Consider the following 26,550-nt stretch of genomic DNA (forward strand, 5'->3'; position numbering starts at 1 on the left):
GGCGCGCGGCTACTCGCCCAGGCCCGCCAGGTCCCGCAGCCTGCGTGCCTGCGCGGCGCGTTCGGCGGTCCGCTGCTCCTCGTACGTACGGGAAGCGGCGCCCATCAGCAGCGCCTTGGTCTCGATGACGGCGTCGCGCGGCGCGGCGACGAGGGCGCCCGCCAGGTCCGCGACGGCGCCGTCCAGGTCGGCCGCTGGCACGACGAGGTTGGCCAGGCCGATGCGTTCGGCCTCGTCGGCGTGGACGAAGCGGCCCGTGGCGCAGATCTCCAGCGCCCGGGCGTAACCGACCAGGGAGACCAGGGGGTGGGTGCCGGTCAGGTCCGGCACCAGCCCGAGGCTGGTCTCGCGCATGGCGAACTGCGCGTCGTGCGCGCACACCCGCAGGTCACAGGCGAGCGCGAGCTGGAAGCCGGCACCGATCGCATGGCCCTGGACAGCGGCGATCGACACCACGTCGTTCCGCCGCCACCAGGTGAACGCTTCCTGGTACTCGGCGATCGTGGCGTCCAGTTCGCTGTCCGGACCGCGTGCCATGTCGAGGAACGACGGCTCGCCGTCGAAGCCTTCGGGCGTGAACGCCTGCCGGTCCAGGCCGGCGGAGAAGGACTTGCCCTCGCCGCGCAGCACCACGATCCGGACGTCTCCCGGCAGCAGCGATCCGGCCTCGGCCAGCGCCCGCCACATGGCGGGCGACTGCGCGTTGCGTTTGGCCGGTCCGGCGAGGGTCACCGTGGCGATCACGTCGTCCACGGCGAGCCGCACACCGTCCTTGTCGAGCAGAGTCATGGGGCGCCTCCGAGTCAGCCGACCGCACTTGCGTGCTTAAGTGACTGAACAGTAACCACCCGGTCGCCTGCTCGACCGACCGGGTGGCACCGTAGCTCCCGGAGCGGAACGCCTCGGTCAGGCCGAGGCGGCCTTCTTGCCCCTGGTGGCTCCGCCACGACCACGCAGGGTCACACCGGATTCGCTGAGCATCCGGTGCACGAACCCGTAGGAGCGGCCGGTCTCTTCGGCCAGCGCCCGGATGCTCGCTCCGGAGTCGTACTTCTTCTTCAGGTCTGCCGCGAGCTTCTCGCGCGCGGCGCCGGTCACCCGGCTGCCCTTCTTCAGAGTCTCGGCCACCCGTGCCTCCTCGTGGGAAGTGCGCTCTGGACTCTCATGATCACCCCTCACGGCCTTCCTGGCCACCCATTCAGCAAGGTCCGTGGCACATCGTTTGGCGCTGAAGGCGCCGGATTGACTCTTGGAATTAGGGGTTCCGCCCGGGATTACACCGCTGCGACCGTGGATTTCTCGATGAACGAGCAGGTCACAGGGGGGTGGTACGAAATGATGACGGCCGGGCCCACGGGGCCCGGCCGTCACAGGGAGGCTCGCCGATGTACGAGCCGCTCTCACTCAGATGATGGATCACCCGTCGGCCGAATGATCCATACGTCCTTGATCCCTCCCGGCCCCGGAACGCGTCCGGGCATCCGGCGGGCGCCGAAAACGGGAGAACGGGCCGTACGGACCGGCCCGGCCGCGGGCCTCAGGCCAGCGCGACGAGGTCCGCGTAGTCCTGGCCCCACAGGTCCTCGACGCCGTCGGGCAGCAGGATGATGCGCTCCGGCTGGAGGGCGTCCACCGCGCCCTCGTCGTGGGAGACCAGCACCACGGCGCCGGTGAAGGTGTGCAGCGCGCCGAGGATCTCCTCGCGGCTGGCCGGGTCGAGGTTGTTCGTCGGCTCGTCCAGGAGCAGCACGTTGGCGGAGGAGACGACCAGGGTGGCCAGCGCCAGCCGGGTCTTCTCACCACCGGAGAGCACGCCCGCGGGCTTGTCGACGTCGTCACCGGAGAAGAGGAACGAGCCGAGCGTCTTGCGGATGTCGACCAGGTCCATGTCCGGCGCGGCCGAGCGCATGTTCTCCAGAACCGTGCGGTCCGGGTCCAGCGTCTCGTGCTCCTGGGCGTAGTAGCCGAGCTTCAGGCCGTGCCCGGGGCGCACCTCGCCGGTGTCCGGCGTCTCCACGCCCGCCAGCAGCCGCAGCAGCGTCGTCTTGCCCGCGCCGTTCAGGCCGAGGATGACGACCCGGGAGCCCTTGTCGATGGCCAGGTCGACGTCGGTGAAGATCTCCAGGGAGCCGTACGACTTCGACAGGCCCTCGGCGGTCAGCGGCGTCTTGCCGCAGGGCGCGGGGTCCGGGAAACGCAGCTTGGCGACCTTGTCGGAGGCGCGTACCTCGTCCAGGCCCGCGAGGAGCTTGTCGGCGCGCTTGGCCATGTTCTGCGCGGCGACGGTCTTGGTGGCCTTGGCGCGCATCTTGTCGGCCTGCGAGTGCAGCGCGGCGGCCTTCTTCTCGGCGTTGGCGCGCTCGCGCTTGCGGCGCTTCTCGTCGGCCTCGCGCTGCTGCTGGTACAGCTTCCAGCCCATGTTGTAGATGTCGATCTGGGACCGGTTGGCGTCCAGGTAGAACACCTTGTTGACCACGGTCTCGACCAGCTCGACGTCGTGGGAGATCACGATGAAGCCGCCGCGGTACGTCTTCAGGTAGTCGCGCAGCCAGACGATCGAGTCGGCGTCGAGGTGGTTGGTCGGCTCGTCCAGCAGCAGCGTGTCGGAGTCCGAGAAGAGGATCCGGGCCAGCTCGACACGGCGCCGCTGACCGCCGGAGAGGGTGTGCAGGGGCTGGCCGAGGATGCGGTCCGGCAGGCCCAGGCTGGCGGCGATGGTCGCGGCCTCCGCCTCGGCGGCGTACCCGCCCTTGGTGAGGAACTCCGTCTCCAGGCGCTCGTACTTCTTCATCGCCTTTTCGCGGGTGGCGCCCTTGCCGTTGGACATCCGGTCCTCGTTCTCGCGCATCTTGCGCAGGACCGCGTCCAGACCGCGGGCGGACAGGATGCGGTCGCGGGCGAGCACGTCCAGGTCGCCGGTGCGCGGGTCCTGCGGCAGGTAGCCGACCTCGCCGGAGCGGGTGACCGTGCCGGCGGCGGGGATGCCCTCGCCGGCCAGGACCTTGGTGAGGGTCGTCTTGCCCGCGCCGTTACGGCCGACCAGACCGATCCGGTCGCCCTTGGCGATGCGGAAGGAGGCGGACTCGATGAGGACGCGGGCGCCGGCGCGCAGCTCCAGGCCGGAGGCGGTGATCACGGGAAAGACTCCAGGGCAGACGAGGACAGCGGAAGGGACGGGGATGATCACAGCCGCGCGGCGCGCCCCGTACACGGCACGAACCGGTGCGGGCGGGCAGCCTGGGCGGCGTGCCTGCGCCGTCTAATGCACGAGGAGAATTGCCATACGGACCAGTCTAACGGTGACGTGCAACCAGTTTTCCCGGGCCGCCGCCCGCCCGTTGAGCCGCCGTCCGGACCCGCCGTGACCTGCTCCTCGACGGTTGCCGGGCGGCGACGGCTCCCCCATCGGCCCCGTCTCCCCGCGCTTCCCCCGATGGCGCCCATTGCGCTTCCCCCGCGCTCGCACCCGTCCGGCCTCCCGGGTTCGCGGTGGTACGGGCACCACGTGGGGAACTCGGCTTCCGGGCTGGTCAGCGGGTGTGCACGGGGCATTGTCAGACCCTGGTGCCACACTGTGATGTGGGTCTCGGAAGAGGCTCGGAAGGGTCGATCGCAGGCAAGGGAAGGTGAGCGTCATGTCCGACGTGACGGCAGGTTCGGCAGGGCCCCCCACGTTCTGCCCGACGTTGCATTACCGCGATGCGAAGGCGGCGATCAAACAGCTCACGGAAGGCCTCGGCTTCACACGGACCGCGCTGTACGAGAGCGAGGACGGCGCGGTGCTGCACGCCGAGCTGTCCTTCGGCAACGGCGTGGTGATGCTGGGCTCGAAGGGCGCCGGCGGCGCGTACGAGGAAGCGCTCGGAGCCGGCGGCCCGGTCGGGGTGTACGCGACCGTCCCCGACCCGGACGCACACCACCGGCGGGCCGAGCAGGCCGGGGTGGAGATAGTGACGCCGCCCACCGACCAGGACTACGGCTCCCGGGAGTACACGGCCCGCGATCTGGAGGGCAACCTCTGGACCTTCGGCACGTACGCACCGGCGGCACCGAAGGCCTGAGGGGCCCGCGGCGGCCTGAGGGGGCTTCACCTCCCGGAGCCGTCACGCGCCGCCGGTGTGGACCTGGAAGGCGGCGCGGCGGACGGCCTTCGCGAGGGCCGGGTCGGGGTGGGCGGCGGCCAGGGCGACCAGCACCTGCACGGTGCGCGGGTGGCCGACGGCCCGTACCTCCTCCAGCAGGCGCGGGACCGAGCCCTGGACGGCCGAATCGAGGTGACGGACCAGGAGCTGGCTCTCCCCGTGGTCGGCGACGGCCGCGGCGGTGTCCACCCACAGCCAGGTGGACTCCTCGCGGGTGAGCACGTCCGGCGCGGTCTCCGGGTCGCCGCCCTCGTGCTCGACCAGCCAGAGCAGGGCGTACGGGCGCAGGGCGGGCTCGGCGGAGGCGGCGCGTACGGCCGGCTCGGCGGGCGCGCCGACGGCACGCAGCGCCTCGAAGGCCAGGCCGCGCAGCAGGGCGTCCTCGCCGCGGGCGACGTCGAGGAGCTCCTCGACCGCGCTGCCCGCCGACCGGGCGGCGAGCCAGGCACGGTATTCGGCGCGCGCCGGGCCCGGGGTCAGGCGGGCGCAGCCGCGCAGCATCGCCTCGGCGGACTGCTCGATGTTGCCCGCCGGGCTCTGCGCGGCGACACAGATCTGTTCGAGCTTGACCCAGACCGACCAGTTCCCGAGGGGGGTGAGCAGGGCTTCGCGTTCGGCGGGCACACCGGTCTTCGCCCCGTCGCGCACGACGAGCGCTCCCACGGCGGCGAGGCCGTCCAGCGCCCAGTCCAGGAGCACCGCGAGTGACACCCCCGCGGTGTCACCCGCCGCTCCGGCCCGGTCCGGCCGCGTGTCCGGGGAGGCGTGCGGGTCTGTGTCCGGGGCCGCGGGCGGGTCCGTCTCCGAGGTGGCGCGCGGGTCCTGTCCTGGGCCCGCGTGCGGGTCCGTGTCCGAGGCGGCGCGCAGGTCCCGGCCCGGGTTCGTGTCCCCGTCCGGGTCCCGTCCCGGGTCCGTGTCCGGGTCCCGGTCCGGGCCGTAGGGCACCTCGCAGCGCTCGGTACGGAGTTCGGCGACGCGCTGTTCCAGCATGTCCAGCAGGACCGGGAGCAGGACCGGGCCGGCCGACAGGTGCAGCAGGGACAGCAACTGCGGCACGGCCTCGACGACCTCGGCGACGGCGGCCGGCCCGGCGCCGGGCGGCGCGGGACGCGCCAGCGACCAGGCGTCGAAGAGCGCGACCCAGCCGCGCAGCGCGGCGGTGTCGTCGCGCTCCCAGGCGCGCAGCCGCCAGCCGGGGCGGGCCACGCCACCGTGCAGTTCGACGAGCCCGGCCAGCCGGGCCAGGTCCCAGTCCGTGCGGACCTGGCCGGGTGTCAGCCGCAGATCGCGCGCCGCCTGTTCGGCGACGTCCGCCGGGAGGGCACCGTCCGTACCGGCCCGCAGCCCGGCGCCCGCGCCGTGCTCGCCGTCGGCCCAGCGGGCCAGCCGTACGGCACCGGCCAGGCCGGCGCGGGCCTGCCGCGCCAGTTCCGCGGGCGGCGGGGTGCCCTGGGGCGGCCTGGGCGCCGGCCGGGCGGCCCGGGTACTCACCGCTCGGCGGGCGGCGGCAATCGGTTGACGGGGGACGAGTCGGAGCCGGGAGTCGCGCGGAGTACGGGACGTCACAGGGTGCAGTCTTCCCGCTGACGGCCCGAAAGCCCAATCGGAACGGTCGGTACGTTCCGGCGGCCCGTCGCACGAGGGGCGCACGGGGCGGCCGGCACGGCGCGTACGGGCGGGTCACCGGAGGCGGTACGCGAGGTGGCCACGGGCCGTACGAAGGGGCCGTCCCGGGATGCGCGCGGGGTGGCTGCGGTCCGTACGGACGGGTCGCCACGGGCCCGGCGGGCGTCGTGGGCCGCGGGGACAGGTCGTCACAACACGGGCAAGTCGCCACGAGGCCGCACCGGGCACGACGGCCCGGAGCGGGGGCGGGGCCGGCTCACATGAGGGGGGTGAGGAAGCGGCGCAGCGTCTCCTCGTACGTGGCCGGGTCGGCGTTCCACATGGCGGCGTGCGGGGCGTGCGGCACCGGGTGAAGCGTGATCAGGTCGGGACGGCGGGCCGCCAGTTCGCGGGAGGCCGCCCAGGGGGCGAGGGTGTCGTGCGGCCCGTGGATCAGCAGGGTCGGCACGGTGAGCAGGTCCGGGGTCCAGGCTTCGGCCAGCCGGTCGGAGTGCAGCCCGGTGCTGCCCTCGGTGGCGCGGACGGCCAGCGGGAGCAGCGGGCGCGGGACGCGGCGGGCGGCGGCCAGGGCGCGGACGGTGGCCTGCCAGTCCAGGACCGGCGAGTCCAGGACGAGGCCGGCGATGCGGTCGCGCAGCCCGGAGTTGGCGGCGGCGTGCAGGGCCATGGAGGCGCCGGTGGACCAGCCATGCAGGACGACGCGCTCGGCGCCGTACTGGACGGCGTAGCGGATCGCGGCGTCCACGTCGCGCCATTCGGAGTCGCCGAGGTGGCTGATGCCGTCGGCGGTGTGCGGCGCGCCGATGTCGTTGCGGTAGGCGAGGTCCAGGACGGGGAGCCGCTGGTCGCTGAGGAACGGCATGACGACCATGGGGTGCTCCCGGGTGGTGCCCAGGCCGTGCACGGTGATGACCCAGGTCTCCCGGGCGCCCGGCACGAACCAGGCGGGCAGCGCGCCCAGTTCTCCGGGGATGTCGACGTCGGCGCAGTCGATGTCCAGCGCGTCGCGCGGGTTGCCGATGTGCACCTGAGGGGTCAGCCGCATCCGGGCGCCCGGCTGGAGGGTGCCGTGGGTGACCCGCTCCAGGCGGCGGACGACCGTGTCCGCCGGGTGCGGCACGTCGTCCAGAAGGGGGCCGACGATGGCGTGGCCGCCCGCGCCGGTGAGGCCGTAGGTGCCGGGGCGCAGCGAGGCGAGACTGCGGGTGAGGGTGATCCGCCCGGGGCCGGTGGCGTGCACCGTGAGCCGGGGGTCGCCCGGCAGCGGCCGGTCGGGCGCGGGCTTGAGGACCATGTCACTGGCGTACCGGCCGGCCGCCACCGCGGCCGCGCCGGTACCGATCACCGTGATGGCGGCCGCAGCCGCGGTACCCAGACGCATCTGCCCCAGTGTGGGCGGGCACCGCCACCGCGGCCAGTGGGCGGAAGCGGCCGGGTGACGGCGGGCGCGGCGGGGCGTGACCGGGCGGGGGCGGGGCGCGGTGGCACGCGGCGGGCAGGGCGCGACGCGGCGGCAAGCGGCCGGGCGGGGGCGCGGCAGCCAGGCGGGGTGCAGCGCGGCGGCAAGCGGCCGGGCGGGGCGGGGTGCGGCGACGCGAAGCCGGACGGCAGCGCGGCACGAAGCCGGACGGCAGCGTGGCGCGGCGACGCGAAGCCGGCGATCGCAAGCGTCCGGACGGCAGCGCGCACGACGGCACGCGCCCGGACGGGACGCGGCACGACGGCACGAAGCCGGACGGCGGCACGAAGCCGTACGAGGCCGGCGCGACAGCAAACGACCGGACAGCAGCGCGGCATGACGCCGCGAAGCCGGGCGGGGCGCAACGCGGTCGCAAGCGACCGGACGCGGCGCGGCGCGGCGGCGCGAAGCCGGACGGCAGCGCGGCGCGGCGACAAGTGACCGGACGGGGCGCAGCGCCGTGGCCACCGACCGGACGGCGGCGCGGCGGCTCACGGCCGGACGGAACCGGCACGACGGCGCCGCGGCCCAGCGGGCCGGCCGCACCCAACCAGACGGGACACGGCCCGGCAACGCGCCCCCACCGACCCACCAACCCCACCAACCCCACCAACCCCACCAACCCTCCCCCCCCATCACCCCGGCTGCCCATACCCCCGCAGCCGGTCCCCCGCCGCGGCGAGTTGTTCCGGGGTGAGGAGGGTGGGTTCGCGGCCGGGGACGGAGCTGGCGGTGAGCCAGACGCGGCACATCCATTCGAGCTGGGCGGTGCGGTCGTAGGCCTCGTCAAGGGTGTCGCCGTAGGCGATGGTGCCGTGGTTGCGCAGGAGGCAGGCGGTGCGGTCGCGCAGGGCGGCGAGCATGTTCCCGGCCAACTCCTCGGTGCCGTAGAGGGCGTACGGCGCGACGCGCACGGGGCCGCCGAGGGCCGCGGTCATGTAGTGCACCGGCGGCAGCTCGGTGACGAGGGTGGAGACGGCGGTGGCGTGGGCGGCGTGGGTGTGCACGACCGCGGTGGCGCCGGTGGCGCGGTAGACGGCCAGGTGCATGGGGAGTTCGCTGGTGGGCCGCAGCGTGCCGTGGGTCCGGCGGCCTTCGAGGTCCACCGCGGTGAGGTCGCCGGACCCGAGCCGGTCGTAGCGGACGCCGGTGGGGGTGACCAGTACCAGGTCGCCGACGCGGACGGAGACGTTGCCGGAGGTGCCGACGACGAGTCCGTCGGCGACCGTGCGGCGGGCGGTGGCGACCAGTTCGTCCCAGGCGCGGTCGATGGCTTCCCGGTCCGTCATGCGTGTGCCCTCCGGTGTGCTGTGCGGGCGTGGCCCGCCGGGGTGCGCGTGGGTGGTGCGCGCGTGGCTGCCGTCACCGTACGGGCCGGGCGCGGAGCCGTGGGGCGGACCCCCGCCCTCCGGTATCCGCCATGTCGGACTGCGGGCACGGCGGCAGGGATTGACCGGGCATCGACCGTCTTGTACGGATCTCCCGATACCCTTCCGTGGATCTCTCATGCACGCAGCCATCCGGGGGAATTCCTGGGGGAACCATGGCCCGTGACCACGATCGCCTGTCCGGCCCGCAGCGGCTGCCCTTCCCTCCGTCCGGCCCGCAGCAGCCGCCCCGCCATCCGCCCGGCCCGCAGCGGCCGCACCACCGACCGCGCGGCCGTCGGCGCACGCTGACCGCCACGGCCCTCGCGCTGGCCACGCTCACCGGCACCCACGCACGCCTCCACCGCCCTGCCCGCGGTGCCCGCCGCCGGGGCCGCCGCCAAGCCGGCCGGGCACGACGTCTCCTCGCACCAGGGGAACGTCGACTGGAAGGCCGTACGGGCCGAGGGCGGCCGCTTCGTGTACGTGAAGGCCACCGAGTCGACCTGGTACCGCAACCCGTACTTCCCGCGGCAGTACCGGGGCGCGCGCAAGGCGGGCCTGCTGCACGGCGCCTACCACTTCGGCGTGCCGAACGCGTCCTCCGGCCGCGCGCAGGCCCGGCGCTTCCTGCGGCACGGCGGCGGCTGGAAGGCGGACGACTGGACGCTGCCGCCGGCGCTCGACATCGAGCGCCATCCGTACGACCGGGAGCACCCCTGCCACGGGATGAGCGGCACCGCGCTGGTCCGGTGGATGCGCGGGTTCAGCGCCGAGGTGCTGCGCCGGACGGGGCGGCGGCCGGTGATCTACACGACGGCCCGGTGGTGGAACGGCTGCCCCGACGGCAGCCGGGCGTTCGCCGCCACCCATCCGCTGTGGCTGGCCCGCCGGCACGGCAATCCGGGCGAGCTGCCCGCCGGCTGGGCGTATCCGAGCATCTGGCAGCACGCCGGGGCCGGCGCGCTGCCCGGCGACCAGGACCGGTGGAACGGCACGGCCGCGGGGTTACGGCGCTTCGCGCGCGGCTGACGCGGCGGCGGCCCGGGGCGGCGCCGCGCTGGTGCCGAGGGGGCGGACGGGGTTCCCGCGCCGGTACGCGTGGGGCCCGGGTGGCGGCACGGGCGCCTCCGCGCCACCCCTGCGGGGGCGTCACTGCGGCGCCCGCCCCAGTTCACCTTCCGTTCACCCGTCGTCCGTACGGTCCCGAGCGTTACTGACCATCGAACTGATTGCCTGGGTGAATGGAACACATCACGCTTCTCATCGGGATCGTGATCGTCACGGCCTTGGTGTTCGACTTTACGAACGGCTTCCACGACACGGCCAACGCCATGGCCACCACCATTTCCACCGGGGCACTGGCGCCCAAGGCGGCGGTGGCGATGTCGGCGGTCCTCAACCTGCTCGGCGCGTTCTTGTCCGTGGAGGTCGCCAAGACCATCTCCGGCGGGATCATCGACGAGGCCGCCGGCATCAGACCAGAGGTGATCTTCGCCGGGCTGGTCGGCGCCATCATCTGGAACCTGGTCACCTGGCTGGCCGGACTCCCCTCCAGCTCCTCGCACGCCCTCTTCGGCGGTCTGATCGGCGCGACCCTGGTGTCCGTCGGCACGAGCGGCGTGCACGGCGGCGCCGTGGTCATGAAGGTCCTCGTCCCGGCGGTCGCCGCCCCGATCGTGGCCGGTCTGGCCTCGATGGCCGCGACCCGGCTGACCTACCGGCTGGCCCGCGGCCGCGCCGAGGAGGACACCGCCAAGGGCTACCGCGCCGGGCAGATCGCCTCGGCCGCGCTGGTCTCCCTCGCCCACGGCACCAACGACGCCCAGAAGACGATGGGCGTGATCACCCTCGCGCTGATCACCGGCGGCGTCGTCGCCCCGCACGCCGACCCGCCGCTGTGGGTCATCGCCTCGGCCGGCCTGGCCATCGCGCTCGGCACGTACCTGGGCGGCTGGCGGATCATCCGCACGATGGGCAAGGGCATCACCGACATCCAGCCGCCGCAGGGCTTCGCCGCCCAGACCGGTGCCGCGGCCACCATCCTGGCCTCCTCCCACCTCGGCTTCGCGCTCTCCACCACCCAGGTCTGCTCCGGCTCGGTCATGGGCTCGGGGCTGGGCCGCAAGGGCGGCGTGGTGCGCTGGTCCACGGCGGGCCGGATGGCCGCCGCCTGGGTCCTGACGCTGCCGGCCGCCGGGCTGGTCGCGGCGGGCGCCGCGCTCCTGGCGGACCAGGGCGACTGGGGCATCGCGACCGTCGCCGTCCTGGCGCTCGCCGTCTGCGGCGTGATCTGGGCGCTCTCCCGGCGCAAGCCGGTGGACCACAGCAACGTCAACGAGGGCCCGGCAGCGGAGCCCGCGGGCGTCGTCACCACCGCCCTGCAGGCCGTCTCGCCGCCGCCCGCCGGTCCGGTCGTGACCGGGCCCGCCACGGCCGTCACCACGATCCCGGCGCCCGCGATGGCCGAGGCGCCGCTCGCGGACCCGGTCGGCGCCGACCCGGTGATCGCCGATCCGGTCACCGTCCACCCGCACGAGACGCGTGCCCAGCGCCGCGCCAAGGCCGGCTCGGCCGCCGGCTGACCAGGCCGCCCGGCTCCCGCCGCTTCCACGGCCTCCCCCGCTTCCACGAAGGAACGAGAACGCAATGAACATCGACTGGGCAGCGCTCGGCCAGGTCTTCGGCGTCACGCTGTTCGTGACGGTCGGGATCGTGGGCCTGTTCACCCTCGGCATCGTCGGCACGTCGCGCAAACCGCGGCAGGAGGGCACGCCGGTGACCGCCGACGGGCCCGACGCCCCCGGCGGCGCGGCGCGGACCGGTGCGTACGTCTGCTTCGCGCTGTGCGCGGCGGCCGTGGCGTACGGGATCTACCTGATCGTCGCGACCTGAGAGCCGGCCACGGCACGGCCCCCGGGGCGTCCGGTGACCGCGGTACCCGCCGCGTCCACCGGGCGCCCCGTCGCCGTGTCCGGGCACCGCGCCGTCTGTGTCCTTGCCCACAGGCCCTGCCACGGCTCCGCCCCCAGGTCAAGCGTGAGTTGACGGGCTTCGCGGAGCGTGGTGGACTGCCGGAGCCATTCGGCGACAGATGAGGAAGTCCGGTGAGAATCCGGCGCGGTCCCGCCACTGTCACCGGGGAGCGCCCCTCCACCAAGGGCCACGGTCCGCGTCCCGCGACGCAGGTTCCCGTACGGACTGGAAGGCCGGGGGAAGTGCCGATCCGGGGAGCCAGGAGACTCTCGTCGCCGTACCCGTCGAACCAGGGCGCGGACCCTGAGTGAGGACCTACCGCCATGCCCGGCCGCAGTTCGAGAGCCCCTGGACGTACGCCCGTACTGCCCCTCCGAGGCGCGACGGCGGTCTGATCCGATGCGTGCCGAACACGCCGGCTACGCGTGCGGCGCGGCCCTCGGTTTCCTCGGCGACCTGGCCGTGGGCGACCCCCGGCGCGGCCACCCCGTGGCCGCCTTCGGGCGGGCCGCGGCCGCCGTGGAACGCCGTCTGTGGCGCGACCACCGCGGGCCCGGCGCCCTGCACACCGCGCTGCTCGCGGGCGGTACCGCCGCCGGTGCGGCGCTGCTGGAGCGCGCCGTGCGCCGCTCCCCCGCCGCCTTCCCGGCCTCCGTCGCGCTGACCGCCGCCGCCACCTGGGCGGTGCTGGGCGGCACCTCGCTGGGCCGCGAGGCGCGGGCCGTCGGCGGTGCGCTCGCGGCGGGCGACCTGGACGTGGCGCGCGAGCGGCTGCCGCACCTGTGCGGGCGCGACCCGCAGGCCCTGGACGGGCAGCAGATGGCGCGCGCGGTGGTCGAGTCCGTCGCCGAGAACACCTCGGACGCGGTGGTCGGCGCCCTGGTGTGGGGCGCGGCCGCCGGTGTGCCGGGGCTGCTGGCCTTCCGCGCGGTCAACACGCTGGACGCGATGGTGGGGCACAGGTCGCCGCGCTACCGCCGCTTCGGCTGGGCCGCGGCGCGGCTCGACGACGTGGCCGGCTTTCCCGGCTCCCGGCTGTCCGCCGCGCTGGCGGTGCTGGCGGGGCCGGACCGGCGGGGCGCGTGGCGCGCCTGGCGGCAGGACGGCCCGTCCCACCCGAGCCCCAACGCAGGCCCGGTGGAGGCGGCGTTCGCCGGGGCGCTGGGCGTACGGCTGGGCGGCACGCTGGCGTACGGCGGCCGGGTCGAGCACCGCCCGGTGCTCAACGGCGGCACCGGGCGCCCCGTCGCGGTCCCGGACATCGAACGGGCCGTGCGGCTGTCGCGCCGGGTCAGCGCGCTGGCGCTGACGGCCACGGTCGCGGGCCGGCTCGCGGCCGGGGCGGTACGGCGGGCCCGTACGGCCGGGAGGGCCAAGTGAGCAGCAGTGCGGACGGCGAGGAGTGCCACGTGAACGGACCGGGTCAAGCACCGCTCGGCGGGGGGCTGCTGGTGGCGGGCACCACGTCCGACGCGGGCAAGAGCGTGGTGACGGCGGGCATCTGCCGCTGGCTGGCCCGCAAGGGCGTGAAGGTGGCGCCCTTCAAGGCGCAGAACATGTCGCTGAACTCGTTCGTGACGCGCGAGGGCGCGGAGATCGGGCGGGCGCAGGCCATGCAGGCCGCCGCGGCGCGCGTCGAGCCGAGCGCCCTGATGAACCCGGTGCTGCTGAAGCCGGGCGGTGACCGCAGCAGCCAGGTCGTGCTGATGGGCAAGCCGGTGGGCGAGCTGAGCGCGCGCGGCTACCACGCGGGGCGTCAGGAACAGTTGCTCGGTACGGTCACGGACTGCCTCCAGGAACTGCGGCGTACGCATGACGCGGTGATCTGCGAGGGCGCGGGCAGCCCGGCGGAGATCAACCTGCGGCGCAGCGACATCGTGAACATGGGCATCGCTCGGGCCGCGCGGATACCGGCCGTGGTGGTCGGCGACATCGACCGGGGCGGGGTGTTCGCCTCGTTCTTCGGCACCACGGCGCTGCTGTCCCCGGAGGACCAGGCGCTGGTCGCGGGCTATCTCGTCAACAAGTTCCGGGGCGATGTGACGCTGCTGGAGCCGGGCCTGGACATGCTGAAGGAGCTGACCGGGCGGCCGACGCTCGGGGTGCTGCCGTTCGCGCACGGCCTGGGCATCGACGAGGAGGACGGCCTGAGGGTGTCGCTGCGCGGCGCGGTCCGCGAGAGCGTCGTCGCGCCGCCGCACGGCGCCGACGTGCTGCGGGTCGCGGTGGCCGCCGTACCGTTGATGTCGAACTTCACGGACGTGGACGCGCTCGCCGCCGAACCGGGTGTCGTGGTGCGCTTCGTGGACCGCGCCGAGGAACTGGCCGACGCCGACCTCGTCGTGCTGCCCGGCACCCGCGGCACCGTCCGGGCGATCCGGTGGCTGCGCGAGCGCGGCATCGCGGACGCGGTGCGGCGGCGCGCGGCGGAAGGCCGTCCGGTGCTCGGCATCTGCGGCGGCTTCCAGATGCTGGGCGAACGCATCGAGGACGAGGTCGAGTCGAAGGCCGGGACGGTGGACGGGCTGGGCCTGCTGCCCGTACGCGTGCGGTTCGCGGCCGACAAGACCCTGGCCCGGCCGTCCGGCGAGGCGCTGGGCGAGCCGGTCGAGGGATACGAGATCCACCACGGCGTGGCCGAGGTCTCCGGCGGCGAGCCCTTCCTGGACGGCTGCCGGTCCGGGGCGGTCTGGGGCACCCACTGGCACGGCTCCCTGGAGAGCGACGGCTTCCGGCGGGCGTTCCTGCGTCGGGTCGCCGCCGACGCGGGCCGGGCGTTCGTCCCCGCGCCGGACACCAGCTTCGCCGCGCTGCGCGAGGAGCAGCTCGACCGGCTCGGCGACCTGATCGAGGAGCACGCGGACATGGAGGCGCTGCTGCGGCTCATCGAGGACGGGGTGCCGACGGGGCTGCCGTTCGTGCCGCCGGGGGCGCCGCCGATACCGCAGCCGTCGTTCCGCGCTCCGGCGGCAGCCGACGCGGCCACCGCCCCACCCGCACACCGCACGTCCCTCGAAGGGGGTACTCCCTGATGGCATCGGTCCCTTATCCGTTCACCGCGGTCGTCGGCATGTCCGACATGCGGCTGAGCCTGCTGCTCAACGCCATCTCGCCGGCCATCGGCGGGGTGCTGGTCCGCGGCGAGAAGGGCACCGCGAAGTCGACGATCGTACGGGGCCTGACGGCGCTGATGCCGGACGTCCCCGTGGTCACCGGCTGCCGCTTCTCCTGCGACCCCGCCGCGCCGGACCCGGCGTGCCCGGACGGCCCGCACGAGGCGGTCGGCGCGGAGGAGCGCCCGGCCCGCATGGTCGAGCTCCCCGTCGGCGCCTCCGAGGACCGCCTCGTCGGGGCGCTGGACATCGAGCGGGCCCTGTCGGAGGGCGTGAAGGCGTTCGAGCCGGGCCTGCTGGCGGACGCGCACCGCGGCATCCTGTACGTCGACGAGGTCAACCTCCTCCACGACCACCTCGTCGACCTGCTGCTCGACGCCGCCGCCATGGGCGCCTCCTACGTGGAGCGCGAGGGCGTCTCCGTACGGCACGCGGCGCGCTTCCTGCTCGTCGGCACCATGAACCCCGAAGAGGGCGAGCTGCGGCCGCAGTTGCTGGACCGCTTCGGGCTGACCGTGGAGGTCGCCGCGTCCCGCGAGCCGGACCAGCGGGTGGAGGTCGTGCGGCGCCGGCTGGGGTATGACGCGGACCCGGCGGGTTTCGCGGCGCGCTGGGCCGCCGAGGAGAACGACCTGCGGGAGCGGATCGCCGCCGCGCGGGCGCTGCTGCCGGATGTGGTCCTCGGCGACGCGGTGCTGCGGCAGATCGCCGCCGTGTGCGCCGCGTTCGAGGTGGACGGCATGCGCGCGGACATCGTGATGGCGCGTACCGCCTGCGCGCTGGCCGCCTGGGCGGGCCGTACGGACGTCCGCGAGGAGGACGTACGGCAGGCCGCCCTGCTGGCCCTCCCCCACCGGCGCCGCCGCAATCCGTTCGACGCCCCCGGCCTGGACGAGGACAAACTCGACCAGGTGCTGGAGGAGTTCGGCGCGGACGAGGACGACGATCCGGAACCCGACCCGGACCCCGACGGCGGCCCGGAGGACGGCCCCGACGGGCCGGGTGGCGGGCAGCCGCCGCAGGACGGCGACGGCGGTACGGACGGGCCGCCGGGCGAGGACGCCCAGGCACCGCACGACCAGCCGCAACTGCCCGAGCAGGCGCCGGCTCCGGAGGCGGACCCGGCACCCGCCGACCCGAAGGCGCAGTCCCAGGGCGCGGCGGAGGAAGCCCCCGGTGGCGGCGGCGAGAAGGCCGCCGTCGGGGCGGGTGAGCCGTTCCGTACGCGGCGGCTGGACGTGCCGGGGCTCGGCGAGGGTGCGGACGGCCGGCGTTCACGGGCCCGTACGGCGCACGGCCGGACCACCGGCGCCCGGCGCCCGCAGGGCACCCTGACCAAGCTGCACCTGGCCGCGACCGTGCAGGCCGCGGCGCCGCACCAGGTGGCGCGCGGGCGCCGCGGCCGGGGGCTGGTCGTGCGCCGGGACGACCTGCGCGAGGCGGTGCGCGAGGGCCGGGAGGGCAATCTGGTGCTCTTCGTCGTGGACGCGTCCGGTTCGATGGCGGCGCGCAAGCGGATGAGCGCGGTCAAGGGCGCGGTGCTGTCGCTGCTGCTCGACGCGTACCAGCGGCGCGACAAGATCGGCATGATCACCTTCCGCGGGTCCCAGGCCGAGCTGGCGCTGCCGCCCACCTCGTCGGTGGAGGCGGGCGCGGCCCGGCTGGAGTCGCTGCCCACCGGCGGCCGGACGCCGCTGTCCGCGGGCCTGCTGAAGGCGCACGAAGTACTGCGCGTGGAACGGCTGCGGGACGCCTCGCGCCGGCCGCTGCTGGTGGTCGTGACCGACGGGCGGTCCACCGGCGGCCCCGAGCCGCTGGTGCGCACGTCGCGCGCGGCACGGCTGCTGGGCGCCGAGGGCGTCGCCTCGGTGGTCGTGGACTGCGAGGCGGGGCCGGTCCGGCTGGGGCTGGCCGGCGAGCTGGCCCGTGACCTCCAGGGCACCGCCGTCACCCTCGACGAACTGCGCGCGGACAGTGTCTCCGCGCTCGTCCGCGACGTCCGCGGACAGGGCAACCACCCCACCGACCGGAAGGCCGCGTAATGCCTCAGGGACAGCCGTCCGTCGTCCCGGACGACGGACTCACCACCCGCCAGCGCCGCAACCGCCCGCTGGTACTCGTCCACACCGGCCCCGGCAAGGGCAAGTCCACCGCCGCCTTCGGGCTGGCGCTGCGGGCCTGGAACCAGGGCTGGCCGGTCGGGGTGTTCCAGTTCGTGAAGTCGGCGAAGTGGAAGGTGGGTGAGGAGCGGGCGCTGCGGGTACTCGGCGACACCGGCGAGGGCGGCACGGTCGCCTGGCACAAGATGGGCGAGGGCTGGTCATGGGTCCAGCGCGACTCGCAGTTCAGCAACGAGGAGGCGGCCCGCGAGGGCTGGGAGCAGGTCAAGCGGGACCTGGCCGCCGAGACGTACAAGCTGTACGTGCTGGACGAGTTCGCGTACCCGATGCACTGGGGGTGGGTGGACCCCGCCGAGGTCGTCTCCGTCCTGCGCGACCGGCCGGGCACCCAGCACGTCGTCATCACCGGCCGCAACGCACCCCGGGAACTGTGCGACTTCGCGGACCTGGTGACCGAGATGACCAAGGTCAAGCACCCGATGGACGCGGGCCAGAAGGGCCAGCGGGGCATCGAGTGGTGACCGCGCGGCCGGGCACGACAGCGACGAGAGCAGCAGGACCAGGAGCAGCCAGACCGTGAGCACGATCCCCCGGCTCGTCATCGCCGCGCCCGCCTCGGGCAGCGGCAAGACGACCGTCGCCACCGGCCTGATGGCGGCCTTCACCGAGGCCGGGCTCACGGTCTCCGCCCACAAGGTGGGCCCGGACTACATCGACCCGGGCTACCACGCTCTGGCCACCGGCCGGCCGGGCCGCAACCTGGACGCGTACCTGTGCGGCCCCGGCCAGGTCGCGCCGCTGTTCCTGCACGGGTCGGCCGGTGCCGACCTGGCGGTGGTCGAGGGCGTGATGGGGCTGTACGACGGCGCCTCCGGGCTCGGCGAACTGGCCTCCACCGCGCAGGTCGCCAAGCTGCTGCGGGCGCCGGTGGTGCTGGTCGTGGACGCCTCGGCTCAGTCCCGGTCGGTGGCGGCGCTGGTGCACGGCTTCGCGTCCTGGGACCCGGAGGTGCGGCTGGCCGGGGTGATCCTGAACAAGGTCGGCTCGGACCGGCACGAGGAACTGCTGCGCGGGGCGCTGGACGAGGCGGGTGTGCCGGTGCTGGGCGCGCTGCGCCGGGCGCCGCAGGTACAGACGCCGTCGCGGCACCTGGGCCTGGTCCCGGTCGCCGAACGGCAGGCGGCGGCGGTCGGCTCCGTACGGGCACAGGCCGCCCAGATTCGGGAGGGCTGCGACCTCAAGGCGCTGCTGGCCCTGGCGCACAGCGCGCCGGAGCTGCCCGGCACGGCCTGGGACCCGGCACTCGCCGTCGCCCGGAGCGCCACGCGCGGCGCCGCGGACACGGAGCCCGTGGCGGGCCGGCCCGTGGTGGCCGTCGCGGGCGGCGCCGCGTTCACGTTCTCGTACGCGGAGCACGCCGAACTGCTGGCGGCGGCCGGGGCCGAGGTCGCCGTCTTCGACCCGCTGCGCGACGAGCGGCTGCCCGTCGGGACGCAGGCGCTGGTGATCGGCGGCGGCTTCCCCGAGATGTACGCGGCCGAACTGTCGGCCAACGAGCCGCTGCGCCGGGCCGTGGTGGACCTGGCGGCCTCCGGCGCGCCGGTCGTCGCCGAGTGCGCGGGGCTGCTGTACCTGTCCCGGACGCTCGACGGCAAGCCGATGTGCGGGGTGCTGCCCGCCGACGCGCGGATGTCGGAGCGGCTCACGCTGGGCTACCGGGAGGCGGTGGCGCTGGACGACAACGCGCTGGCGGTGGCGGGCACGCGGGTGCGCGGCCACGAGTTCCACCGTACGGTGCTGGAACCGGGCGCGGGCACGTCCCCCGCCTGGGGCATGACCCATCCCGTGCGCCGGGTGGAGGGCCACGTCCAGGACGGGGTGCACGCCTCGTATCTGCACGTCCACTGGGCGGCCGAGCCGTCCCTGGCCCGCCGCCTGGCCGCGGGCGCCGCTGTCCGCCCGCCGCTGGAGGCCCACCGTGGCTGACGCCGCCGTCTTGGACCACCTGGTCCTCGCCACGCCCGATCTGGAGGCCACCGCCGCCGAGGTCGCCGCGCTGACCGGCGTCCGGCCGGTGCCGGGCGGCGGCCACCCGGGCCGGGGCACCCGCAACGCCCTGCTGGGCCTGGGCGACGGCGCCTACCTGGAGATCATCGGTCCGGACCCCGCGCAGCCGGCCCCCGAGGCGCCGCGCTGGTTCGGCATCGACGCGCTGCACGGCCCGCGGCTGGCCCACTGGGCGGTCCGGGTGCGGGGCATCGCCGGGCACGTCGCGCGGGCCCGCGCGCTGGGCTACGACCCGGGCGAGCCGGTGGTGATGTCCCGCCGCACGCCGGACGGCGGGTCGCTCTCCTGGTCGCTGACGCCGCCGCGTACCGGCGGCGGGCTGGTGCCGTTCCTCCTGGACTGGGGCGACGCGCCGCACCCGGCGGCCGGGCCGGGGCTGCCGGTCGTACCGCTGCGCGCGTTCTCCGGGACGCACCCCGACCCGTCGACGATCCGCGCCGAGCTGGCCGCCCTGGGCGCCACGCTCACCGTCGAGACGGGTGACGAGCCGGGGCTGACGGCCGTGCTGGAGGGCCGTAACGGGCCGGTCTCCGTCGGTGTGGGAGCCGGCGCGCCGTGACCGCTCCTCCCGGTGCCGTGCCCGCCCGGCGCACCGGTTCAGCCCGCGAGGCCGACCACCAGCCAGATGAATCCGACACCCGCCACCGTGCACAGCAGAGTGGACAGTGCGGGGTGGTCGTGGTGGGCCTCCGGGAGGATGTCGGAGGTCGCCAGGTAGAGCAGGACGCCGCCGAAGAAGCCCAGGTACACCCCGAGCCATTGCTCCGGAAGGGTGAACAGCAGCGTGGCGGCGGCGCCGGCCAGCGGGGCGAGCGCGTCCGCGCCGAGCATGGTCAGCGCCCGGTTGCGGGCGTTCCCGTACAGGCTGGTGATCGTGTACGTGTTGAAGCCGTCCGCGAAGTCGTGGGCGATGACGGCGAGCGCCACGGCCACCGCCATCTCCCGGCCCACCTGGTAGGCCAGGCCGATCGCGAAGCCGTCCATGAAGCTGTGCACCACCATCGCGGCGGCGGCCGTCAGCCCGACCTGCGGGACCCGTTCGTCCGGGTCCATGCCGTGGGCCGCCTTGCGGACCGCCAGCAGGCGTTCCACCGCGTGCGCGGCGAGGAAGCCCAGGACGAAGCAGAGCAGCGCGGCCGGGACGCCGTGCACCTCCGTGCCGGCCGCCTCCAGCGCCTCCGGCAGCAGGTCGAGCCCGACCACGCCCAGCATCAGGCCGCCGGCCAGCCCCAGGACCAGGTGCCGGCGGTCGGTGACCCGATGGGCGACCCAGCCGCCGGCCAGGGTCATCAGGAACGCGCCCAGCGCGATGACCACCGGCACGGTCTCACCCCTTCCCCGGGGTTCCGGCACCCCTCACTCCTGCTTACTGACCGGCCGGGCATCCCGCATGTCCAGGGCACGGGACGGGCGTGGTGAGCGCGGCACCGGTCGTCGTCGGCGTCGGCGCCCGCCGGGGCGTCCCGGCCGCCGAGGTGCTGGCGCTCGTCCTGGACTGTCTCGCGGCCGCCGGCCTGCCGCCGGACGCGGTCATCGCGCTCGCGACCGTGGACACCAAGGCGGCCGAGCCGGGGCTGGCCGGCGCGGCGCAGCGGCTCGGCGTACCGCTGCTGGCGTATCCGGCCGCCGTGCTGGCCGCCGTGCCCGTACCGCATCCGTCCCCGGCGGCACTGGCCGCCACCGGCACACCGAGCGTCGCGGAGGCCGCCGCGCTGGCCGGCGCGGGAGGCCTCGGTGCGGACGGTGCCCCCGGCCCGGCCGACGCCTGCGGCCCGGACGACGGCACCGGAACCGGTGCGGCCCGGCTCGTCCTCGGCAAACGCGCGTCGGTGCCCGGGGCGCGGGCCACCTGCGCCGTGGCCCACGGACGCCCCCCTCACCCCCTCTGCACCAAGGAGACGTCGTGACCACCCCGCCGTCCGCCGCCCCCAGCGGCATACCCGGCCCCCACCCGTACGAACCGGATCTGCGCCACCACGGGGACGCCGAAGTACGCGGCGCGGACGCCGGGCTGACCGATCTCGCGGTCAATGTGCGCGCCGGTACGCCGCCGCCCTGGCTCAAGGCACGCATCGCCGCCTCGCTGGACGGCCTCGCCGCCTACCCGGACGGCGGCCCGGCGCGCCGGGCGGTGGCGGCGCGGCACGGCCTCCCGCCGGAGCGGGTGCTGCTGACGGCGGGCGCGGCGGAGGCGTTCGTCCTGATCGCCCGTGCCGTACGGGCCCGCCGGCCGCTCGTCGTGCACCCGCAGTTCACCGAGCCGGAAGCGGCGCTGCGCGACGCCGGGCACCCGGTGGAACGGCTGCTGCTCACCGAGCGGAACGGCTTCCGCCTGGCCGCGGAAGCCGTCCCCGACGAGGCCGACCTGGTCGTCGTCGGCAACCCGACCAACCCCACCTCCGTCCTGCACCCCGCCGAGGAGATCGCCCGGCTGGCGCGGCCCGGCCGCACCCTGGTCGTGGACGAGGCGTTCATGGACGCGGTCCCCGGCGAACGCGCGTCGCTGGCGTCCCGCACGGACGTGCCGGGGCTGGTGGTCCTGCGCAGCCTGACCAAGACGTGGGGCCTGGCGGGGCTGCGGATCGGCTACGTCCTGGCCGCCCCGGAGATCATCGCGGACCTGGCGCGGGCGCAGCCGCTGTGGCCGGTCTCGGCTCCCGCGCTCGCCGCGGCCGAGGCGTGCTGCGAGCCGGCGGCGCTGGCGGAGGCGGAGGAAGCGGCCCGGCGGATCGCGGCGGACCGGGACCATCTGCTGGCCCGGCTGGCGCAGGTACGCGGACCCGACGGCCAGCAGGCGCACGTGACGGCCCCGGCCGAGGGCCCCTTCGTCCTGGTCCGGCTGCCGGACGCGGCGGCCGTCCGCACCCGGCTGCGCACGCTCGGCTTCGCGGCGCGGCGCGGCGACACGTTTCCGGGGCTGGGCCCCGGGTGGCTGCGGCTGGCGGTACGCGACCGGGCGACGACGGACCGGTTCACGGAGGCCCTGGAAAAGGCCCTGACGGGCTGAGGCCCCGGTCCGGGACCGGTCCCCGTACGCCACCGCCCTTCCACGCCCGTCCACCATCCGGAATCCGTTGTCCCGTACATGCAGCCCGGCGCTAAGGTGCCGCCGTGCCGACCGAACAGCTCAGCCAGCGCCCCACGCCCGCCGGTGACCTGCCCGCCTCCGACCGGGCGGCGCGGCGGGCCGTCACCGTCTTCCCCCTGCTGGTGATCGTGGCCGGGGCGGTCGGGCTGCTGTGGCCCGCGCCGTTCACGGGCTGGGCGCCCGCGGTGCCGTGGCTGCTCGGCGTGGTGATGTTCTCGATGGGGCTGACGCTGACGCCGCCGGACTTCACGGCGGTCGCCAAACGCCCCTGGGCGGTGGGCCTGGGCCTGGTCGCCCACTACGTGATCATGCCGGGGCTGGGCTGGCTGATCGCGACCGTCCTGGACCTGCCGCCGCAGCTCGCGGCCGGCGTCATCCTCGTCGGCTGCGCGCCCAGCGGCACCGCCTCCAACGTCGTGACCTACCTCGCCCGCGGCGACGTCGCGCTGTCCGTCTCGGTCGCGACGGTCTCCACCGTCCTCGCGCCGCTGATCACACCGCCGCTGACGCTGCTGCTCGCCGGGCAGTTCCTGGACGTGGACGCCGGGGTGATGGTGACCGACATCCTCAAGACGGTGCTGCTGCCGGTGCTCGGCGGGCTGGTGATCCGGCTCGTCGCGGGCCGCTGGGTGGACCGGGCCCTGCGCGCGCTGCCGTGGCTGTCCGCCGTGACGATCGCGGCGATCGTGCTCGTCGTGGTGTCCGGCAGCGCCGCCCTCATCAAGGACGCGGCGGCGCTGGTCGTCGTCGCGGTCGTACTGCACAACGGACTGGGGCTCGCCCTGGGTTACGCGGCCGGGCGGCTGGCCCGGCTGGGCAAACCGGCCGGACGGGCGATGGCCTTCGAGGTCGGCATGCAGAACTCCGGCCTAGCCGCGTCCCTGGCCACCGCCCACTTCAGCCCGGCGGCGGCCCTCCCGGCGGCCGTCTTCTCCGTATGGCACAACGTCTCGGGCGCGCTGGTGGCCGCGTGGATGGCGCGAGACGCGCGTCGCGCGCGAGACGCACGCCACGAACGATAACCGCCGCCCCGCCCCACCCCCTCCCGCCGGAACAGCGACCAACGGCCGGCGGGGGCAGGCGTCCCCACCCCCGCCGCCGCAGACGGCTCAGCCGACGATCCGCCCCCGCAGCACCACCCGTCGCGGCGCCGCCAGCACCCGTACGTCGGTGCGTGGGTCGCCGTCGTAGACGACCAGGTCCGCCGGGGCTCCCTCCTCCAGGCCCGGGCGCCCCAGCCACTTCCGCGCGCCCCATGTCGTCGCCGCGAGCGCGTCCAGCGCGGGGATGCCCGCCTTGGTGAGTTCGGCGACCTCCTGCGCGATCAGGCCGTGCGCGAGTGAGCCGCCCGCGTCGGTGCCGGCGAAGATGGGCACGCCCGCGTCGTACGCCGCGCGTACGGTGTCGTAGCGGCGCTCGTGCAGGCTCCTCATGTGGCTCGCCCAGGCGGGGAACTTCTTCTCACCGCCGGCCGCCAGCGCCGGGAACGTGGCGATGTTCACGAGGGTGGGGACGATCGCGACGCCGCGCTCGGCGAACAGCGGGATGGTCTCCTCGGTGAGGCCGGTGGCGTGTTCGACGCAGTCGATGCCCGCCTCGACCAGCGGGGCGAGGGTCTCCTCGGCGAAGCAGTGGGCCGTCACCCGGGCCCCGAGGCGGTGTGCTTCGGCGATGGCCGCCTCGACGGCGCCGCGCGGCCAGCAGGCCCCCAGGTCGCCGGTCTCGCGGTCGATCCAGTCGCCGACCAGTTTGACCCAGCCGTCGCCGCGCCGCGCCTCCCGCGCGACGTACGCGACCAGGTCCTCGGGCTCGATCTCATGGGCGTAGTTGCGGATGTAGCGGCGGGTACGGGCGATGTGCCGGCCGGCCCTGATGATCCGCGGCAGGTCTTCGCGGTCGTCGATCCAGCGGGTGTCGGACGGCGAGCCGGCGTCCCTGAGCAGCAGGGTGCCCGCTTCCCGCTCGGTCAGCGCCTGCTTCTCGCTGGTCGCCTCGTCCACCGGCCCGTGGGCGTCGAGTCCGACGTGGCAGTGGGCGTCGACCAGGCCGGGCAGCGCCCATCCCTGAACGGTCGTCACCTCCCGGGCGCCCGTCGGCCGTTCGTAGGTGACCCGGCCGCCGACGACCCAGAGTCCGTCGCGTACGTCGTCCGGCCCGGCCAGGACCCTCCCCTTGATGTGCAGCACCGCGCTCTCACTCATGGCCGCACTGTATGACGCGCGGTACGCGGAGCGGCACGGGGACCGGTGACCGGCCCGGTATCGCTGCGGCGCGCTCCGGCAATGGCTCCGGGGTTGCCCTGAAGGCTCATACGGCGATCCGCTCCACAGAAACACCGTGGACACCCGGGCTTTTCTTGCGGTACACCTTTTACCGGCGAATTCCCAATTCGTCAGTGCGCAGCTTCCCGTATTCTTCTTCCCGCTTTTTCGCAGCTCAAACGCCAAGATTTCGCTAACGTCCGAGCAGGGAATTCCGGTGGGTCACCAGGACGTTACGGACCTGTGACCGACCACACAACACGTCCACTTCGCCCCCTATTTTCCGGGCAAACCCGTACATCGTGCAGTCGTTTCGCGCGCTCGTGCGCCCCCGCGCGATAACACAAGAGCCCCTGCTCACGTAACCCCTCCTCGCGATGCATTTTCCTTTTTCCCTGGGTAAATTGAATTCGCATGACCGCCGCACAAGCAGACCATGCAGGTGCCCGAAGCGATATCAGAGAAATGCCGGAGGGTTTCAAGCTCGACACACCGCGTGTGGAGGACGGAGCCGCGATCTGGCGCATCGCCCGCGACTCCCGGACGCTGGATCTGAACTCCTCCTACAGCTACCTGCTGTGGTGTCGCGACTTCGCCGCCACCTCCGCCGTCGCCCGCGACGGCGAGGGCGAGCCGGCCGCCTTCGTCACCGGCTACCTCCGCCCCGAGTCCCCGGACACGCTCTTCGTCTGGCAGATCGCCGTCGACGAGGCGTACCGCGGCCACGGACTGGCCGCCGCCCTCCTGGACGGCCTGGTCGCCCGAGCCGCGGCGGAACTGGGCGTGTGTCGCATCGAGACCACGATCACCCCGGACAACGCGGCGTCCAACCGGCTGTTCGCGTCGTTCGCCGAGCGCCACGGGGCGCCCCTGACACGCGAAGTACTTCTCGACGCCGGGCTCTTCCCCGAACAGGGGCACCACCCCGAGGTGCTCCATCGCATCGGCCCGCTCGGTCCCCCTGCCGGGCACCGGCCCTGATCACCCCGCAACCCCCGCAGACTTCTCCCCGCTCACGCCACTCATCTCCCAGGAGCATGTTGTGACCATCACCCAGCCCGACCTGAGCGTCTTCGAGACCGTGGAGTCCGAGGTGCGCAGCTACTGCCGCGGTTGGCCCACGGTCTTCGACCGCGCGCAGGGCAGCCACATGTACGACGAGGACGGCCACACCTACCTCGACTTCTTCGCCGGCGCCGGGTCGCTCAACTACGGGCACAACAACCCCGTACTCAAACGCGCCCTGCTCGACTACATCGAGCGGGACGGCGTCACCCACGGGCTGGACATGTCCACCACGGCCAAGCGCGCGTTCCTGGAGACCTTCCAGAACACCATCCTGCGCCCGCGCGACCTGCCGTACAAGGTCATGTTCCCCGGCCCGACGGGCGCCAACTCCGTGGAGGCCGCGCTCAAGCTGGCCCGCAAGGTCAAGGGGCGCGAGTCGATCGTCTCCTTCACCAACGCCTTCCACGGCATGTCGCTGGGCGCCCTCGCGGTGACCGGCAACGCCTTCAAGCGCGCCGGTGCCGGCATCCCGCTCGTGCACGGCACCCCCATGCCGTTCGACAACTACCTCGACGGCACCTACCCGGACTTCCTCTGGTTCGAGCGGCTGCTGGAGGACAGCGGCTCCGGCCTGAACACGCCGGCCGCCGTGATCGTCGAGACGGTGCAGGGCGAGGGCGGCATCAACGTGGCCCGCGCCGACTGGCTGCGCGCCCTGTCCGAGCTGTGCAAGCGCCGCGACATGCTGCTGATCGTCGACGACATCCAGATGGGCTGCGGCCGCACCGGCGCGTTCTTCTCCTTCGAGGAGGCGGGCATCGTGCCGGACATCGTCACCGTCTCGAAGTCCATCAGCGGCTACGGGCTGCCGCTCGCGCTCACCCTGTTCAAGCCGGAGCTGGACGTGTGGGAGCCGGGCGAGCACAACGGCACCTTCCGCGGCAACAACCCGGCCTTCGTCACCGCCGCCGCGGCCCTGGACACGTACTGGGCCGACGGCCAGATGGAGAAGCAGACGCTGGCCCGCGGCGAGATCATCGAGTCGCACCTGCGCGCCATCGTCGAGGAACACCCCGGCGCCATCGCCGAGTACCGCGGCCGCGGCATGGTCTGGGGCCTGGAGTGCTCCGACAAGCCGCTCGCCAACAAGATCGCCAAGCGCGCCTTCGAGCTGGGTCTGCTCATCGAGACCTCCGGCCCGGAGAGCGAGGTCGTCAAGCTGCTGCCGGCGCTGACGACCACCCCCGAGGAGCTGGACGAGGGTCTGCGCATCCTCGCCCGCGCGGTCCGCGACTGCGCCTGAGCGCACCACGGCACCGCACC

At 74.5% G+C, this 26,550-nt stretch carries 23 protein-coding genes and 1 riboswitch; of the genes, 15 read left to right on the forward strand and 8 right to left on the reverse strand.

Annotation, left to right across the window (positions count from 1 at the left end; translation table 11 throughout):
* Window positions 1–9 precede the first annotated feature (9 nt).
* The 3 genes from ACH4EB_RS32035 to ACH4EB_RS32045 all read right to left on the reverse strand — a co-directional run bounded on the left by ACH4EB_RS32035 (window position 10) and on the right by ACH4EB_RS32045 (window position 3,136).
* Window positions 10–789 (reverse strand): enoyl-CoA hydratase/isomerase family protein, encoded by a 780-nt coding sequence (locus tag ACH4EB_RS32035; RefSeq protein ID WP_398351646.1) that lies wholly within the window; start codon window positions 787–789, stop codon window positions 10–12.
* A gap of 117 nt (window positions 790–906) precedes the next feature.
* Complete coding sequence (locus ACH4EB_RS32040; RefSeq protein ID WP_030021347.1) at window positions 907–1,128, reverse strand: helix-turn-helix domain-containing protein; 222 nt, start codon at window positions 1,126–1,128, stop codon at window positions 907–909.
* A 409-nt stretch (window positions 1,129–1,537) separates the two neighbouring features.
* Window positions 1,538–3,136, reverse strand: coding sequence for an ABC-F family ATP-binding cassette domain-containing protein (locus ACH4EB_RS32045; protein WP_398351649.1), 1,599 nt, complete (start codon window positions 3,134–3,136; stop codon window positions 1,538–1,540).
* A gap of 499 nt (window positions 3,137–3,635) precedes the next feature.
* On the opposite strand from ACH4EB_RS32045, the gene ACH4EB_RS32050 reads away from it, so the two are divergent.
* Window positions 3,636–4,061 (forward strand): VOC family protein, encoded by a 426-nt coding sequence (locus ACH4EB_RS32050; protein ID WP_398351651.1) that lies wholly within the window; start codon window positions 3,636–3,638, stop codon window positions 4,059–4,061.
* Between the two features lie 42 nt (window positions 4,062–4,103).
* Here ACH4EB_RS32050 and ACH4EB_RS32055 read toward each other — a convergent pair whose 3' ends face one another.
* From ACH4EB_RS32055 to ACH4EB_RS32065, 3 genes are all read right to left on the reverse strand, one after another.
* Entirely contained in the window at window positions 4,104–5,708 is a 1,605-nt protein-coding gene (locus ACH4EB_RS32055; protein WP_398351653.1) for a hypothetical protein, read from the reverse strand.
* A gap of 316 nt (window positions 5,709–6,024) precedes the next feature.
* The gene (locus tag ACH4EB_RS32060) at window positions 6,025–7,149 is read right to left on the reverse strand and encodes an alpha/beta hydrolase (protein ID WP_398351654.1); all 1,125 of its coding nucleotides are present in this window, start codon (window positions 7,147–7,149) and stop codon (window positions 6,025–6,027) included.
* Window positions 7,150–7,862: 713 nt separating this feature from the next.
* Window positions 7,863–8,516: a class II aldolase/adducin family protein gene (locus ACH4EB_RS32065; protein WP_398351655.1), complete on the reverse strand. Its 654-nt coding sequence runs from the start codon at window positions 8,514–8,516 to the stop codon at window positions 7,863–7,865.
* Between the two features lie 456 nt (window positions 8,517–8,972).
* Between ACH4EB_RS32065 and ACH4EB_RS32070 the strand changes: the two genes are divergently transcribed.
* The 9 genes from ACH4EB_RS32070 to ACH4EB_RS32110 all read left to right on the forward strand — a co-directional run bounded on the left by ACH4EB_RS32070 (window position 8,973) and on the right by ACH4EB_RS32110 (window position 19,429).
* On the forward strand, window positions 8,973–9,626 hold the full coding sequence (locus ACH4EB_RS32070; RefSeq protein ID WP_398351657.1) for a GH25 family lysozyme: 654 nt from the start codon (window positions 8,973–8,975) through the stop codon (window positions 9,624–9,626).
* Window positions 9,627–9,838: 212 nt separating this feature from the next.
* On the forward strand, window positions 9,839–11,179 hold the full coding sequence (locus tag ACH4EB_RS32075) for an inorganic phosphate transporter (RefSeq protein WP_398351659.1): 1,341 nt from the start codon (window positions 9,839–9,841) through the stop codon (window positions 11,177–11,179).
* 64 nt (window positions 11,180–11,243) lie between these two features.
* Entirely contained in the window at window positions 11,244–11,489 is a 246-nt protein-coding gene (locus ACH4EB_RS32080; RefSeq protein WP_398351661.1) for a hypothetical protein, read from the forward strand.
* A gap of 199 nt (window positions 11,490–11,688) precedes the next feature.
* A riboswitch (cobalamin riboswitch) is annotated at window positions 11,689–11,839 on the forward strand.
* Window positions 11,840–11,969: 130 nt separating this feature from the next.
* Window positions 11,970–12,950: a cobalamin biosynthesis protein gene (locus tag ACH4EB_RS32085; protein ID WP_398351662.1), complete on the forward strand. Its 981-nt coding sequence runs from the start codon at window positions 11,970–11,972 to the stop codon at window positions 12,948–12,950.
* 29 nt (window positions 12,951–12,979) lie between these two features.
* On the forward strand, window positions 12,980–14,602 hold the full coding sequence (locus tag ACH4EB_RS32090; RefSeq protein ID WP_398351663.1) for a cobyric acid synthase: 1,623 nt from the start codon (window positions 12,980–12,982) through the stop codon (window positions 14,600–14,602).
* The gene (locus tag ACH4EB_RS32095) at window positions 14,602–16,725 is read left to right on the forward strand and encodes a putative cobaltochelatase (protein ID WP_398351665.1); all 2,124 of its coding nucleotides are present in this window, start codon (window positions 14,602–14,604) and stop codon (window positions 16,723–16,725) included. Before ACH4EB_RS32090 ends, ACH4EB_RS32095 begins: the two co-directional genes overlap by 1 nt.
* Complete coding sequence (cobO, locus tag ACH4EB_RS32100) at window positions 16,725–17,324, forward strand: cob(I)yrinic acid a,c-diamide adenosyltransferase (RefSeq protein WP_398351667.1); 600 nt, start codon at window positions 16,725–16,727, stop codon at window positions 17,322–17,324. Before ACH4EB_RS32095 ends, cobO begins: the two co-directional genes overlap by 1 nt.
* 55 nt (window positions 17,325–17,379) lie before the next feature.
* On the forward strand, window positions 17,380–18,789 hold the full coding sequence (locus tag ACH4EB_RS32105) for a cobyrinate a,c-diamide synthase (protein WP_398351670.1): 1,410 nt from the start codon (window positions 17,380–17,382) through the stop codon (window positions 18,787–18,789).
* The gene (locus tag ACH4EB_RS32110; RefSeq protein ID WP_398351671.1) at window positions 18,782–19,429 is read left to right on the forward strand and encodes a VOC family protein; all 648 of its coding nucleotides are present in this window, start codon (window positions 18,782–18,784) and stop codon (window positions 19,427–19,429) included. The genes ACH4EB_RS32105 and ACH4EB_RS32110 overlap by 8 nt, the downstream gene beginning before the upstream one ends.
* A gap of 38 nt (window positions 19,430–19,467) precedes the next feature.
* On the opposite strand, the gene ACH4EB_RS32115 is transcribed toward ACH4EB_RS32110, so the two are convergent.
* Window positions 19,468–20,193, reverse strand: coding sequence for a ZIP family metal transporter (locus ACH4EB_RS32115; RefSeq protein ID WP_398351673.1), 726 nt, complete (start codon window positions 20,191–20,193; stop codon window positions 19,468–19,470).
* A gap of 92 nt (window positions 20,194–20,285) precedes the next feature.
* On the opposite strand from ACH4EB_RS32115, the gene ACH4EB_RS32120 reads away from it, so the two are divergent.
* The 3 genes from ACH4EB_RS32120 to ACH4EB_RS32130 all read left to right on the forward strand — a co-directional run bounded on the left by ACH4EB_RS32120 (window position 20,286) and on the right by ACH4EB_RS32130 (window position 22,980).
* On the forward strand, window positions 20,286–20,777 hold the full coding sequence (locus ACH4EB_RS32120) for a cobalamin biosynthesis protein (RefSeq protein ID WP_398351675.1): 492 nt from the start codon (window positions 20,286–20,288) through the stop codon (window positions 20,775–20,777).
* Window positions 20,774–21,877 carry an Rv2231c family pyridoxal phosphate-dependent protein CobC gene (cobC, locus tag ACH4EB_RS32125; protein WP_398351677.1) on the forward strand — a complete coding sequence of 368 codons (1,104 nt, stop codon included), beginning with the start codon at window positions 20,774–20,776 and terminating at the stop codon, window positions 21,875–21,877. The genes ACH4EB_RS32120 and cobC overlap by 4 nt, the downstream gene beginning before the upstream one ends.
* Window positions 21,878–21,981: 104 nt before the next feature.
* Window positions 21,982–22,980 (forward strand): bile acid:sodium symporter family protein, encoded by a 999-nt coding sequence (locus ACH4EB_RS32130; RefSeq protein WP_398351679.1) that lies wholly within the window; start codon window positions 21,982–21,984, stop codon window positions 22,978–22,980.
* Window positions 22,981–23,067: 87 nt separating this feature from the next.
* On the opposite strand, the gene ACH4EB_RS32135 is transcribed toward ACH4EB_RS32130, so the two are convergent.
* Window positions 23,068–24,159 (reverse strand): amidohydrolase family protein, encoded by a 1,092-nt coding sequence (locus ACH4EB_RS32135; protein ID WP_398351681.1) that lies wholly within the window; start codon window positions 24,157–24,159, stop codon window positions 23,068–23,070.
* A gap of 525 nt (window positions 24,160–24,684) precedes the next feature.
* Here ACH4EB_RS32135 and ectA point away from each other — a divergent pair.
* Window positions 24,685–25,200 (forward strand): diaminobutyrate acetyltransferase, encoded by a 516-nt coding sequence (gene ectA / locus ACH4EB_RS32140; RefSeq protein ID WP_398351683.1) that lies wholly within the window; start codon window positions 24,685–24,687, stop codon window positions 25,198–25,200.
* Between the two features lie 61 nt (window positions 25,201–25,261).
* Complete coding sequence (gene ectB, locus ACH4EB_RS32145; protein WP_398351684.1) at window positions 25,262–26,530, forward strand: diaminobutyrate--2-oxoglutarate transaminase; 1,269 nt, start codon at window positions 25,262–25,264, stop codon at window positions 26,528–26,530.
* Window positions 26,531–26,550: the final 20 nt, after the last annotated feature.

This window comes from Streptomyces sp. NPDC018045, from assembly GCF_044327445.1.
GTDB lineage: Bacteria > Actinomycetota > Actinomycetes > Streptomycetales > Streptomycetaceae > Streptomyces.

Bases quoted from the DNA above. Each gene is read 5' to 3' on its own strand.
- ACH4EB_RS32035 (WP_398351646.1), bottom strand. From the start codon at position 789: ATGACTCTGCTCGACAAGGACGGTGTGCGGCTCGCCGTGGACGACGTG.
- ACH4EB_RS32050 (WP_398351651.1), top strand. From the start codon at position 3,636: ATGTCCGACGTGACGGCAGGTTCGGCAGGGCCCCCCACGTTCTGCCCG.
- ACH4EB_RS32060 (WP_398351654.1), bottom strand. From the start codon at position 7,149: ATGCGTCTGGGTACCGCGGCTGCGGCCGCCATCACGGTGATCGGTACC.
- ACH4EB_RS32065 (WP_398351655.1), bottom strand. From the start codon at position 8,516: ATGACGGACCGGGAAGCCATCGACCGCGCCTGGGACGAACTGGTCGCC.
- ACH4EB_RS32075 (WP_398351659.1), top strand. From the start codon at position 9,839: ATGGAACACATCACGCTTCTCATCGGGATCGTGATCGTCACGGCCTTG.
- ACH4EB_RS32080 (WP_398351661.1), top strand. From the start codon at position 11,244: ATGAACATCGACTGGGCAGCGCTCGGCCAGGTCTTCGGCGTCACGCTG.
- ACH4EB_RS32085 (WP_398351662.1), top strand. From the start codon at position 11,970: ATGCGTGCCGAACACGCCGGCTACGCGTGCGGCGCGGCCCTCGGTTTC.
- ACH4EB_RS32095 (WP_398351665.1), top strand. From the start codon at position 14,602: ATGGCATCGGTCCCTTATCCGTTCACCGCGGTCGTCGGCATGTCCGAC.
- cobO (WP_398351667.1), top strand. From the start codon at position 16,725: ATGCCTCAGGGACAGCCGTCCGTCGTCCCGGACGACGGACTCACCACC.
- ACH4EB_RS32135 (WP_398351681.1), bottom strand. From the start codon at position 24,159: ATGAGTGAGAGCGCGGTGCTGCACATCAAGGGGAGGGTCCTGGCCGGG.
- ectA (WP_398351683.1), top strand. From the start codon at position 24,685: ATGCCGGAGGGTTTCAAGCTCGACACACCGCGTGTGGAGGACGGAGCC.